The sequence below is a fragment of the Cyclobacterium roseum genome (assembly GCF_010119225.1).
Classification (GTDB): Bacteria; Bacteroidota; Bacteroidia; order Cytophagales; family Cyclobacteriaceae; genus Cyclobacterium; species Cyclobacterium roseum.
In genome coordinates this window covers 219,206-231,488 of sequence record NZ_WNKF01000010.1, presented here as the reverse complement: position 1 = coordinate 231,488, position 12,283 = coordinate 219,206, and the positions used below count along the sequence as shown (strand labels likewise).

Genomic DNA, 12,283 nt, shown 5'->3' with positions numbered 1-12,283 from the left:
TTTTGGAGAAAAAAAACAACTAAATTAGAGGCTGCCCGACTTTTCGGACAGCCTCTTCTTTTCAGACCATATTTAAGATATTTCATTGAAACATAGGCTGAAAAAACTTCCTCTTGCTATGCCAAACATGTGGCTTTCTCTTTTTAATTTTATTTTTAAAAGGAAAAAATGCTTGAAGATCTGCAAAAGCACCTGAATAGATTAATGAATGAACAAAATAACCGGCCAATCCCAGATTTTGAGGGGTATTCACCGGCAGAAATGCATTCGATTTTGCATTTTACTTTTGAAGTAAGCAGTCCGATTAGATAGCAGAAAATGGACGCTGCCGATTACAGGGAATTCCCATTGTCATACCAGGTTGCTTTCTGTTTTCTTATAGTAATTCTCATCGGGTAGGTGGTAGACAAATTGGCTAAATTGCGCTGTTTTATCGATATCAACTTCCCACTTCCACCAGCTCTAGAAGCTTAAACTCCAACCAATCTTCTTTAAGGTTGGGATTATCGGGATGATTTGCAGATATATATAGTCCCTCTTCCGCTACAAACACATTATTAGGTACCAAATGCCTCTCTGTGAGTCTGGTCTCTCCTAGAATATTTAGTTCGCTATCCAGGATCATGATGGAAAAATCCTTTGGGTATGCGCGCAATTGATTGATTTCTTCTTGTCCACTTATTTCGATAGAAGGATAACAAAAGCGGTAATAGATCTCCCGGTATTTATCGTATATCAACCCCTCGTAGCGTGGAGAGGTAAACAAATAAGTCATATATTCCAACTGAACGGCGGTTCGGGAAAGAGAAGGAAAAATTTCCGGCAAATACTGGCTTTTTGCAGCCACAGTTTTCGTTCCCGAAGAGACACCCTCTGCCACTTGCAATCGGTGATCGGCGAAAAAGGAATAAACGACTCGATCCGGAGACGCTGCCATGCTATAATAGGGTGCCTTTAAACCTTCTTCCAAATAGCCCTTTGGATATTTATGGGCTGAAAAATTCCCTTTTCCGTTATCCAGCGAAAATTCGGTACTCAGAAACTGTTGTGAAAGTTGGCTTTCTTCCATATCAGGGATATGAGCTGGAACGAGGACTTTGGCCAACATCTTATCTCCACGAATGATTGGATTTGCATTAAAAGGGGCAGACTGAAACGCTGGACCTACGTAGCCATCCGGAATTTCCAGGGTGATGGGAGAAAGGTAGCTTTGCTCCAAATCCGTAAGATACATCGTGCCTGGGGTATTAGTAAATATAAAGATACTGTCCAGGTCATGGACATAATACCCGGTGAGGCTACCGATCCCCTCACTTCCTTCCTTCTCAAACGTCATCTCCTTTGAAAGTAGTTTCTCTTGTATATCGTAAACTTGAATACACTTTTTGAGAGGATTGAAATTAAATAAAAGTGGTCTTTCTGATTTAAAATAATCTAATCCCATACTATAATGGGAAGTCTCCTCATCCAATGGAATTTGGATGCTATTTTCGTTTATACGAAGTTCCCCAGCTACATTATTGCTACTTTGGTCACTTTCTGAAATATTGCCACAAGAAAAACAAGCAAATAACATGATAAAAATCCCGCTACGAAAAAAGGGGGAGAGAGAAAAATGAATTATCATAGGATAAGTGGTTAATTTTAGATGAGATTGTATGGTTCGCTTAGTTCCATGTCAGATATTCCCATAATTGGGACCAATTAGTTTATTAAAAGTAGTAAGCAATAAATTTAAATCCTAAGTGGTTAGTGTATTTTTTAATTCCGGTGCCACGTTGCCTAAATTTGTTTCAAACGCAAATAAGGAATAATATTTTACTGTAAATAATTATTTTTGCAAAGATGGGGGCAGTGGTCCACCCGCCAAGGGTGGCTGCGGCAGATTGAAAATATAGCGTTTTCCAAAGACCACATGGTCGACTACGACGGCAAAGAATACCTGGTATTTGAAGTCGCAGCCCTCAAAGAGTCAGACCAATTTGGAAAAACCCATACGGCCTATATCAGCAAAAAGATAGCTGCTCCTAAAGCGGGAAAAGCTAGAAGATCGAAAACGTGATAAAAAGCCTTAAAGGGCTTTTTTTTGTTTCCTGGCACTGAGACAAATGAGAATTGTAATTACGTTTAGGGAAAGCTTGCAGGGCATGAAAAGCGGTAAAGTCGCAAAACTCTGACCGGTAATATAAAAAGCTTAAGTCATTGGCTTATTTTTTCATCACCTTTTAAAGATGTTTCAGTTTATAAATATTTTCATATTCTACAACAACTCCTTTGGAATATTATAAACCGCAATTCCAGGATCTTCGTCAGTAGTCAGTCCATAGATTTCATTGGATTCTTTATTCACTACAAAATTGATGATTGATCTATCCAGCATTAACTTCCAAAGAGGCTTTCCCTTGTGATCAAAAACCCAAATCTGCTACGCCATAATCGCTGTTTTGTTAAATTCAGAAGGGTTTACACCTGCATATAATGCAAAAACATATTTTTCAGTGACAACAGCGTCTCTATAGTGGTAACGAGGATCTGGACCAAGATACAAATGCTCCTTGCCATCTGCTCCAACTAGTTCAAATGGTGGCAATTCCATATCCGGTCCATCTATGATAATAAACGATTTGTCTCGATTGTCGAAAATTTCAAGTCTATCCCTTCTAAGTCCAACTCTAATAAAAAGACCTTCATCTGAATTACCTTTAAAAAAACTGCTGTTTAATTCCGCCAGTTGGTAATCATTAAGATCAGGTCGATCACTTACCTTCTCCCAATCTCCATATCCTCCGATTTTATTTCCAGCTTTATCAAATTCCAAAATCCGATTTTTATTCTCTCTCGATATTCCCAGATAGCTACTGTCAGTAGCCTGGGTAAAAAACAAAAGATCCATCATAGGCTCCGTCATTTTCCATTCACTTTTACCTAGAAGTGTAGAATCTGACATCGAATATTCAACTAATTTCCTCCTGTTCATCGAATACGTCCAAAAAGTATCGGAGTTTTTCCCTTTATAAAACATGCTGGCATCAATCACCTCTAAAGGACCTTCTCCAAATTTTCCCTTTGGTTTATCATAAGTCCAATCTTTAGAATCAATAATATGAATACGAGGATGTTCCTCTGGAACTCTCCATGCTTCAGAAATCAGAACTTTTCTACCAACTAAACCAATATTAGAAGGATTGATGATTTCCTCGAAATAATACTTTTCTGAAGTAATGGAAATTATTTCGAAATCCTCCTCCTTAATAATTCTGTAGTTATCTTCCTCAGGGTCCGTTTGACAAGAACCTAGTGCAAAAAGAAAAAGGACTAGAATAAATTTGTTCATTCTTAAAGATAGTTTAATTCTGCCAAAAATGACTGGGATTATTTACCAAAACTTAAAATTTCGGTCACAGCCTCAATTTCCCCGGGGAAAAAAGTTTGAATTTTGTCCGTTCCTACCAAAACCCAAACACTTTTCCCCTCCCCAAGGATACCCATGCATTCCGTCTTTCCGGATAGGACTAGCTAACCTCTTCGGTCGACCAAGATCCTATCCGACCACTCCATCCAAGCGTATCTAGTCCCATATCAGGAATCCATAGTGGAAAATGGTTGCAGGTGAAAAAAGGTAAATAGAATTTCTCAATAATTAGTCATGGATTTACAATATTTCGTTTAAATTATTAACACAAAAATGTTAATATAATAAACAATGAAAGACATCTCCATGATCGTAATGCAATTGAAAAACCGGCAAACCCAGATAGACCGGAAAATCAACCAGCTTATAGACCAGAACCTGGATCCCTTTCCATTTGAAAGGTTGGAAAAAGGTAAAAAGTTAAATGAGCTGATTCAAAAAATCCTGCAGGCCATCGAAGGGGATGACTTGATTCTGGCCGGTATGCATATTAAAGAATTGGAAATTGAGGGCTTGAAACTGGACCTTTGATTGTATTGCCGCTTTTGGTGTATTGAAAGAAAAATATTACTGGACCCGATTATTAGTGACCTCTTTGTTCCAGTTTCCTCATAAGCTCCTCGTTTCTGCGCTCAAGCTCCCTGATCTTTCTGTCGGAATTGTATTCGCTGGGTTTAGAAAGGGAATAGATAAACCAAACCCACACCGTAATGGCCACTATCAGACCCGGCCATTCGTTTTCGCTGCCCAAAGCACCAAACATGGCTACCAGGCAAATAAAGGAGACGATGAAAAGTTTGATCAGGAATCCCATTGTTGTTTTGCTGTTTAAAACGATGCCTTAAGTTACTAATTTTTGAGTTGAAATAAAAGTATTTTGGATGAAAATAATTTTATAAATTTCTTGTTGCACTAATCCTGCTTTTTTACTTTTTAAATGAATTCTGGTATCGGTAATTCACTTTTTGACCTGTCATGGCACCTTAAGCGACCCAAAAATACCGACTCAAACTCCATAAGCACTTCACCGGTTTCGCGCAACAGCGTTTTCATGCTTGGCTTTACAAGCCGCACGAAAACTTAGTTGTTATCAATAGTTTATAAATATGTACCATACAGGAAGTTGATTTTTTGATAGAGCATTTAAATAATTTAAAATGGATCAATCACAACCAATACTTAAAATACTTAAGACGTAGTGACGTGAGCAGGAGAGAATTTTATTTACAGCTATTATTGTTCTAGGTGGTCACGGGATGTCTTCATTTGACTTATTTTTTTAAAAATTTCGTAAACTTCTCAATATACAAATTCAATTCCGCCTTGCAGGTTTTGGCGTTAAGAAATCAGGACCGCGGGTTGGCAACGGCAGAGGCATGTTTGACGAAGGGTTTTGGGAAAGTTATTACCTAGATTAAAAGCTTCTTAAACCAAAACCGTGAGGAGTTTGCCTCTGTGCGGGGGGTGTCCGGATTTTAGCCAAAAGATGCACAGCGGCGGGGTTTTTGATTACTTTTTGACCTGCAGCAAAAAGTAATAATGACAAAATATATTAAGCAGCGATTATATTTTAAAAACCACCCCAACATTACACAGAAAAGGACTACAGAGGCAAAAAGCTTGGATCAAAGGATCAGGGCAGGGGAGAGGTTACCTTATTTTGATATATCTGATAAAGTCTATCAGATTACAGACTACTTCAGATAAATACAAAAGGGCTGAAACTTGAAGAGGCAACATTCATTCCTGGAGGATTTGAATGAGCAGAAATTTTAATTTATTAAGATTTAGGGTCTAAAAGATAAGCAAATTCGCCCCTGAATTCGCCCCTGATTAAAAAATAAAAACCCTAACTTACTATATTTCAAGTAGTTAGGGTTTTACTCAGCAGAGGAGGAGGGATTCGAACCCCCGGAACCTCGCGGTTCAACGGTTTTCAAGACCGCCGCAATCGACCACTCTGCCACTCCTCTAATTGTTTTATAACTCGTTCCAGCTCCTCAGCACAACCGCCCCAATCCGCCGGATTTTTACTCTCCCTGAACAATTTATCAGGTTTCGGTCTGCAAAGGTAGGTCATATTCTAGCTTTTACAAATATTTGCCGCTGAAAAAATAGCTGATTCAGTTATTTTTTTCTCTTTGCAACAAGACCTTTTTCGACCGCTTTTTGCTGCTAGCCTTGTCCAAACTCACATTGATCTCAAAACCAATCAATACCAGAATGGAAGTGATCCATAACCAAAACATGACCGCGATCATGGTGCCAATCGACCCGTATAATTTATTATAACTGTCAAAATTATTCAGATAGAAGGTAAAAAGGAAAAATCCCAGCGTAATCAATAAGCCAGCAACCACCGACCCGGTAGAAAAAAACTTCCATTTGTCATGCACGGCCGGCGCAAAACGGAAAATAAAGGCCGTGGCAATCATAAATAAGGTGAGCAACACGAAAAAGCGGAAAAAAGCCAGGGAATAGTAATAAATACTGTTGCTTACAAAGTCGAACTCAGAGATTCTTAGTAGTAATTCGCTGCCCACCAACATCACCAACACGGCCCCGCAAATGCTCACTACCAATACCAATATGATGCTTACCGCAATCAACCGGGTGCGGAAAAAACCCCGGTATTCCTTGGTCCGGTATACGGCATTAAAGGCGTTCATCATGGATATCACTCCGTTGGTGGATAGGTATAAGGCCAGGAAAAAACCCAGAGACAATAAACTTTGCCTGGGTTTGCTGACAATATCCATAATGGTGGGAGCGGCTTCATCGTAAATATTATCCGGTAAGATATCGCGCACAAATAACAATATGTTGGCTGTCGTTACCTCCGGAAAAAAAAACTGGATAAATGGAATGGTATTTAGCAAAAATAGTAGCAAGGGGAACATGGCCACTGTAAAATTAAACGCCATTGCACTGGCCCGTTCGAAAACATCGTCTTTTTGGAGATGGTAAAAAAAGATCTTCCCTACATCGTAAAGATTCTGGTCCGGATTGCCAAAATGGATCGGCCGGAGTTTTAAGGCCTGCTCGTGTAGATTATCCAGAAATCCGTCAATGCGCTTTTTCACGAGTTGTTTTTGACTGAAGTTTCAAAATAGGGTCGCATCATTTCCAGCAGCTTCTCCGGAGGACGGCAGGGGCGGTGCGTATCTGTTTTGAGAAATGTCAACAGGGTTTCTCCGGTATGGATCAATACCTGCTGCTCGTTGAAAATTTCATAGTGAAACCGGATGCGCACTCCCGGGATCTCCCGGATGCTGGTACGGATGGTCAGCTCTTCATCGTACTTTCCCGGCAAAATAAACCGACTCTGGTTTTCCAGTACGGGCATCATGATTCCGTTTTCTTCCATTTCTTTGTAGGAAAACCCAATACTTCTCAAGGCTTCCACGCGGGCTACCTCGTAGTAGGTGGCGTAATTGCCATAGTAGACGTAGCCCATTTGATCTGTTTCCGCATACCTAACCCGGAGTTGATGGTCTTTTGTAAACATTATCGGTAAATTTTTGAAGCATTTAGCGCGTTTTGGTATCGTCGGGCATTGTTGAGATGCTCTCGAAGGGTCCTCGCAAAGGCATGGTAACCCGAGAAATCCTCTTTGGCACAAAAATACAAATAATTGTGCTCCTGGAAATTAAGCACCGCTTCCAGAGAGCTGATTTCCGGAAGATTTATCGGGCCGGGAGGAAGTCCAGCATATTTGTATGTATTGTAAGGGCTTTCCACCTCTTTGTGCACATTCAATACCCTTCTGATGCTGAAATCACCCAAGGCAAATAGCAGGGTGGGATCGGCCTGCAAGGGCATGTTCCGGTCCAGTCGATTGATATATACGCCGGCGACTACCGGTCTTTCGTCAGCTTTATTCGTCTCTGCCTGCACGATGGAGGCCAGCGTGGATACCTCCAAAGGACTCATTTGGAGTTGTGCTGCTTTGGCTTTACGCTCCTCCGTCCAAAATTGATTGTATTCCCGATACATGCGATCAAATAATTCTACAGGACGCAGGTTCCAATAGACCTCGTAGGTATTGGGAATAAACATGGACATGACCGATAAGGTGTCAAAATCGTATTTTTCCAAAAAAGCTCCGTCCTCCAGCAAGGATAAGAAATCACCTTGCTCCATTTCCAGATTGGAAGTGATTTTGCCAGCCAACTCTTCCGGAAGCCGGATGTTGTTAAAGGTAATGTTTACGGGGGTTTGCATACCCGAACGCAGCAAGGTTACCAGCTCCCGGTTCGACATCTTCGGCTGAATGGTGTACCTACCCGGTTTTACGGATTCGGTATAGCTCATCACCTTCGCCACAAAGCTAAAAGTGATGATTTCATTAACGACACCTGTTGCTATCAGGCGATCCCGCACCTCGTCGAATGAACTACCGGTAGGAATGGTGAAGATTTCCGGATTGTCACGGTCTACCAAGGTGTTTGGCGAAAAAAAAGCCTGGTAAAAATAAAAACTCAGCGAAGTAAGTAAAACAGAAAATGCTACCAACCCCACCAGTAGGTATTTCTTTTTTTTGTCTGTAAGCATGTGATCCTTTGCTTGACCTGCTGGCATAGCGTCCTTATAGCAGGCAGGTCTTGTTTTCAATGTTTCCGACAAATATACTATTAAAACGGGGACTTGGTTTTCTGGACAAATAAAATCCGGATAAAAACACTGCTGTACTTTCATATTGAAGATTAAATGATTTATTTTATGGTTTTGTTTGGCATCGGGAAAAAGGTTGCCGGAAGGGCTTTATTATCCAAAAATTATGGCTGCGGCATTTATCAAACTTTATCCGGAAAATCCGGACCCAAGGAGGGTTAATCAAATAGTGGAGGTCCTTAGACAGGGGGGAATAATTATTTATCCCACGGATACCATTTACGGTATGGGTTGCGATATTTTCAACCAGAAAGCGATCGAAAGGGTCTGTTTGATCAAAGGAGTTAAACCCAAAAAGCAAAATTTTTCGTTTATATGCTATGATCTCAGCAATATTGCTGAGTATACCAGGGCGCTCAGTACCCCGGTATTCAAAATGATGAAAAAGGCCCTTCCCGGCCCGTTTACTTTTATTTTGGATGCCAATAATAAAGTGCCTAAAATGTTGAATAACAAAAAGAAAACCGTTGGTATTCGGGTGCCGGATCACAGTATTCCCCGGACATTGGTAAAGGAGCTGGGGCAACCGATCCTCACCACTTCCATTCGGGACGAGGATGATGTGATCGAATACAGTACCGATCCGGAATTAATCTACGAGAAGTACAAAGACTTGGTAGACCTGGTCATAGATGGTGGATACGGCAACAATGTAGCCTCTACCGTCGTTGATTGTACCGGCGATCAAATCGAAGTAGTGCGGCAAGGTTTGGGAGAAATGAATGAAATCGTCTGAGGAATATGTCGTTTCTTTTGTGATAAGCCTTACTTTGACCTAACTTTAGGGAAATCAAGTTGAATGAATCAGGAATCGCCCGAAGTTCTTACCGATGCCTTGTATTTACCGCCACTTTCCTATTTTGTCGCGATAGGGGATTGCCGGAAAATTATTCTACCGGGTGGGGATTTGATAAGGAGGCAATCGTTTGTAAATAAAACGGTGGTTTTGTTGGCAAATAAGACGGAGGTCCTAAGTGTGCCGGTGCATGGAGTCAGGAAAAAACAGCCGGTCAGGGATGTTCGGATCGACTACCAGCAAAAATGGTTGAATGTTCACTTAAAAGGAATACAGAGTGCCTATGGAAAGTCTCCTTTTTTTGAGTATTTTTATGCTGATCTGGAGCGTGTGTATTTACGAAAGCACCCGTATTTATTGGATTTGAACCGGGAACTACTGACACTTTGTCTCACATTTTTGAGATGGAATGTCATATTGGAGGTAAGTGAAAAAAAGGGGGAAGAATTCTCCTGTCGTGATATTCGGGGGCTTATTCACCCTAAACGGCTGAAAGATAGGGGAAACATCTATACGCCTTACCCTTATCAGCAAATATTTGGCGCAGACTTTGTGCCTGATTTGTCTATTGTGGATTTGTTGTTCTGTGAAGGTCCCGGTGCCAATCGCATTTTGAACTTGTCAGAAAAAAGTAATTGAACAATATGCAAAAGTATTGTGTTTTTAAAACAAATTCGATAACATTAGTCAACGATTTGAAATAATACCATAAGAAAGGATATAATGGAAGCAAAATTTTCAAACAGAGTTAAAGAGGTGATCTCCCTCAGCCGCGAAGAAGCTTTGCGATTGGGGCATGATTACATCGGTACAGAGCACCTCTTGTTAGGAATGATTCGCGAAGGAGAAGGTGTGGCTGTTTCCATTCTTAAGAAGCTTGGGGTCCCTTTGGACGAACTGAGAAATTCCGTGGAGCGGGCTGTAAAAGGTACAGCAAACCATAATGTTAAAAATCTGGCCAATATTCCCTTGACCCGGCAATCTGAAAAGGTGCTGAAAATAACGTATTTAGAAGCGAAAATATTTAAAAGTCAGCTGATAGGGACCGAACACCTGCTGCTTTCAATCCTGCGGGACGAGGATAATATTGCTACTCAAATACTTCAGAAATTTGATGCCACCTACGATTCGGTAAAAGAAATGCTGGAATTTCAAACCGATCAATCTCCCCGGTCCGGAACCGAGGCAGATGATTCGGATGAGGAAGGGTCCAAGTTGTTTGGTTCTTCCAGCGCGTCTACCGGAAGTTCGAAAGGTTCGGCGGAAAAGTCCCGTACGCCTGTATTGGACAATTTCGGTCGCGACCTAACCCGAATGGCCGAGGAAGATAAGTTAGACCCCATCATTGGTAGGGAGAAAGAGATTGAACGGGTAGCGCAAATCCTTTCCCGAAGAAAGAAAAACAACCCCATTCTGATCGGTGAACCGGGAGTGGGTAAAACGGCCATTGCCGAAGGCCTTGCCCTCAGAATCATACAGAAAAAGGTTTCCAGGGTTCTGTTCAATAAAAGGGTGGTAACCCTGGATTTGGCCTCTTTGGTGGCTGGTACCAAGTACCGTGGGCAATTTGAAGAGCGTATGAAAGCGGTGATGAACGAATTGGAGAAATCACCAAACGTAATCTTGTTTATAGATGAGTTGCACACCATTGTAGGTGCTGGCGGAGCTAGTGGCTCCCTGGATGCTTCCAATATGTTCAAACCTGCTTTGGCAAGAGGAGAAATCCAATGCATTGGAGCCACTACCCTGGATGAGTACCGGCAGTACATTGAAAAAGATGGTGCCCTGGCCCGAAGGTTCCAAATGGTGATGGTAGATGCTACCTCTCCTGAGGAGACCGTGCAGATCCTGGAAAACATCAAAGACAAGTACGAGGATCACCACAATGTGAATTATACCCCCGAAGCCATTCAGGCATGTGTAAATCTGTCGGACCGGTATATTTCAGATCGTTTTCTTCCGGATAAGGCCATTGATATTTTAGATGAAGCCGGTGCCCGGGTGCATATAAACAATATCCATGTACCGGAAAACATCCTGAAGCTCGAAGAAGAAGTAGAAAAAATCAAAGTAGAAAAAAACAGGGTAGTCAAGAGTCAGAAATACGAAGAGGCTGCCCAGCTCAGAGATAAAGAAAAGAAACTTCTGGAACAATTGGAAAATGCCAAAGCCAAGTGGGAAGAAGATAGCAAGACCAAACGGTACACGGTAGAAGAAGATAATGTAGCCGAGGTAATTGCCATGATGACCGGTATCCCCGCCAGACGAATCGCCCAAAATGAAGGAGCCAAGTTGCTCAACATGGGCGAGGAGCTGAAAGGGAAAGTGGTCGGACAGGATGAAGCCATTAAGAAATTGACCAAAGCAATCCAGAGAACCAGGGTAGGCTTGAAAGATCCCAAGAAACCCATTGGTTCCTTTGTATTCCTGGGCCCAACTGGGGTGGGGAAAACAGAATTGGCAAAAATGCTGGCTACCTACCTGTTTGACAAAGACGATTCGCTAATCCGTATCGACATGTCTGAATACATGGAGAAATTCTCCGTATCCAGGTTAGTTGGGGCGCCTCCGGGCTACGTGGGGTATGAAGAAGGCGGTCAGTTGACGGAAAAAGTCCGTAGAAAGCCATATTCTGTCGTTTTGCTCGATGAGATTGAGAAAGCACACCCGGATGTCTTCAATATTTTACTTCAGGTACTGGATGACGGGGTATTGACGGACGGACTTGGTAGAAGGGTGGATTTTCGAAATACGATCATTATCATGACATCCAATATTGGTGTCAGGGATTTGAAAGACTTTGGTGCGGGCATCGGTTTTGCTTCCAAAGCCAAAGAAGAGAACATGGATGATGTGATGAAATCCACCATTCAAAATGCTCTTAAGAAAGCATTCAGTCCGGAATTCCTGAACAGATTGGACGATGTGGTTATATTCAATTCCCTTACCAAAGAACATATTCATCAGATCATTGATATCAGTCTGAAGAAATTGTTCACCCGAATTACCGACTTGGGTTATGACATCGAGTTGACAGACAAGGCCAAGGATTTCCTTTCGGAAAAAGGCTACGACAAACAATACGGTGCCCGCCCCCTAAACAGGGCCATTCAGAAGTACCTGGAAGACGCGCTGGCAGAAGAGATTCTAAAAGGCGAGCTTTCGGAGGGAGACGTAATCATAGCAGATTATTCCGGAGAAGGGGATGAACTGGATATCAAAGTAACGAAGAAAGAGAAGGCCGATTAATTCGGTAAAGCTTATAGTGATACATCTTATTTGGGGCAGCCATTTTGGCTGTCCTTTCATTTTTATTTAAATGGAGCCGGTTTTAAAAACATGGATAGGTTTTTATTCGTAAAAATCAATGGTAGATTGATTCGTTTTTTAATCAGGTATTA

Annotated in this window: 11 protein-coding genes and 1 tRNA gene; 5 read left to right on the top strand and 7 right to left on the bottom strand. The window is 41.6% G+C overall.

Going from position 1 to position 12,283, the window contains the following annotated elements; genetic code table 11:
- Positions 1-439 precede the first annotated feature (439 nt).
- Positions 440-1,627, bottom strand: a complete 1,188-nt coding sequence (locus GJQ68_RS15465; RefSeq protein ID WP_162418213.1) for a DUF4221 family protein — start codon at positions 1,625-1,627, stop codon at positions 440-442.
- 210 nt (positions 1,628-1,837) lie between these two features.
- Here GJQ68_RS15465 and GJQ68_RS15460 point away from each other — a divergent pair, with 210 nt between their 5' ends.
- Positions 1,838-2,062: a hypothetical protein gene (locus tag GJQ68_RS15460; protein WP_162417963.1), complete on the top strand. Its 225-nt coding sequence runs from the start codon at positions 1,838-1,840 to the stop codon at positions 2,060-2,062.
- A gap of 363 nt (positions 2,063-2,425) precedes the next feature.
- Here the strand turns inward: GJQ68_RS15460 and GJQ68_RS15455 are convergent, their stop codons facing one another.
- Positions 2,426-3,334, bottom strand: a complete 909-nt coding sequence (locus GJQ68_RS15455) for a BF3164 family lipoprotein (RefSeq protein WP_162418212.1) — start codon at positions 3,332-3,334, stop codon at positions 2,426-2,428.
- A 369-nt stretch (positions 3,335-3,703) separates the two neighbouring features.
- On the opposite strand from GJQ68_RS15455, the gene GJQ68_RS15450 reads away from it, so the two are divergent.
- Positions 3,704-3,943, top strand: coding sequence for a hypothetical protein (locus GJQ68_RS15450; protein ID WP_162418211.1), 240 nt, complete (start codon positions 3,704-3,706; stop codon positions 3,941-3,943).
- A gap of 52 nt (positions 3,944-3,995) precedes the next feature.
- Here GJQ68_RS15450 and GJQ68_RS15445 read toward each other — a convergent pair whose 3' ends face one another.
- From GJQ68_RS15445 to mltG, 5 genes are all read right to left on the bottom strand, one after another.
- Positions 3,996-4,226 carry a hypothetical protein gene (locus GJQ68_RS15445; protein ID WP_162418210.1) on the bottom strand — a complete coding sequence of 77 codons (231 nt, stop codon included), beginning with the start codon at positions 4,224-4,226 and terminating at the stop codon, positions 3,996-3,998.
- A 1,074-nt stretch (positions 4,227-5,300) separates the two neighbouring features.
- Positions 5,301-5,385: transfer RNA gene (locus tag GJQ68_RS15440), tRNA-Ser, on the bottom strand.
- Between the two features lie 150 nt (positions 5,386-5,535).
- Complete coding sequence (locus GJQ68_RS15435; RefSeq protein ID WP_162418209.1) at positions 5,536-6,495, bottom strand: YihY/virulence factor BrkB family protein; 960 nt, start codon at positions 6,493-6,495, stop codon at positions 5,536-5,538.
- Positions 6,492-6,920 (bottom strand): acyl-CoA thioesterase, encoded by a 429-nt coding sequence (locus GJQ68_RS15430; RefSeq protein WP_162418208.1) that lies wholly within the window; start codon positions 6,918-6,920, stop codon positions 6,492-6,494. The genes GJQ68_RS15435 and GJQ68_RS15430 overlap by 4 nt, the downstream gene beginning before the upstream one ends.
- Positions 6,920-7,966, bottom strand: a complete 1,047-nt coding sequence (mltG, locus tag GJQ68_RS15425) for an endolytic transglycosylase MltG (RefSeq protein WP_162418207.1) — start codon at positions 7,964-7,966, stop codon at positions 6,920-6,922. Before mltG ends, GJQ68_RS15430 begins: the two co-directional genes overlap by 1 nt.
- 226 nt (positions 7,967-8,192) lie before the next feature.
- Here mltG and GJQ68_RS15420 point away from each other — a divergent pair, with 226 nt between their 5' ends.
- The 3 genes from GJQ68_RS15420 to GJQ68_RS15410 all read left to right on the top strand — a co-directional run bounded on the left by GJQ68_RS15420 (position 8,193) and on the right by GJQ68_RS15410 (position 12,131).
- Positions 8,193-8,822 (top strand): L-threonylcarbamoyladenylate synthase, encoded by a 630-nt coding sequence (locus GJQ68_RS15420; RefSeq protein WP_162418206.1) that lies wholly within the window; start codon positions 8,193-8,195, stop codon positions 8,820-8,822.
- A 63-nt stretch (positions 8,823-8,885) separates the two neighbouring features.
- Positions 8,886-9,521, top strand: coding sequence for a WbqC family protein (locus tag GJQ68_RS15415; RefSeq protein ID WP_162418205.1), 636 nt, complete (start codon positions 8,886-8,888; stop codon positions 9,519-9,521).
- Positions 9,522-9,605: 84 nt separating this feature from the next.
- Entirely contained in the window at positions 9,606-12,131 is a 2,526-nt protein-coding gene (locus GJQ68_RS15410; RefSeq protein ID WP_162418204.1) for an ATP-dependent Clp protease ATP-binding subunit, read from the top strand.
- Positions 12,132-12,283: the final 152 nt, after the last annotated feature.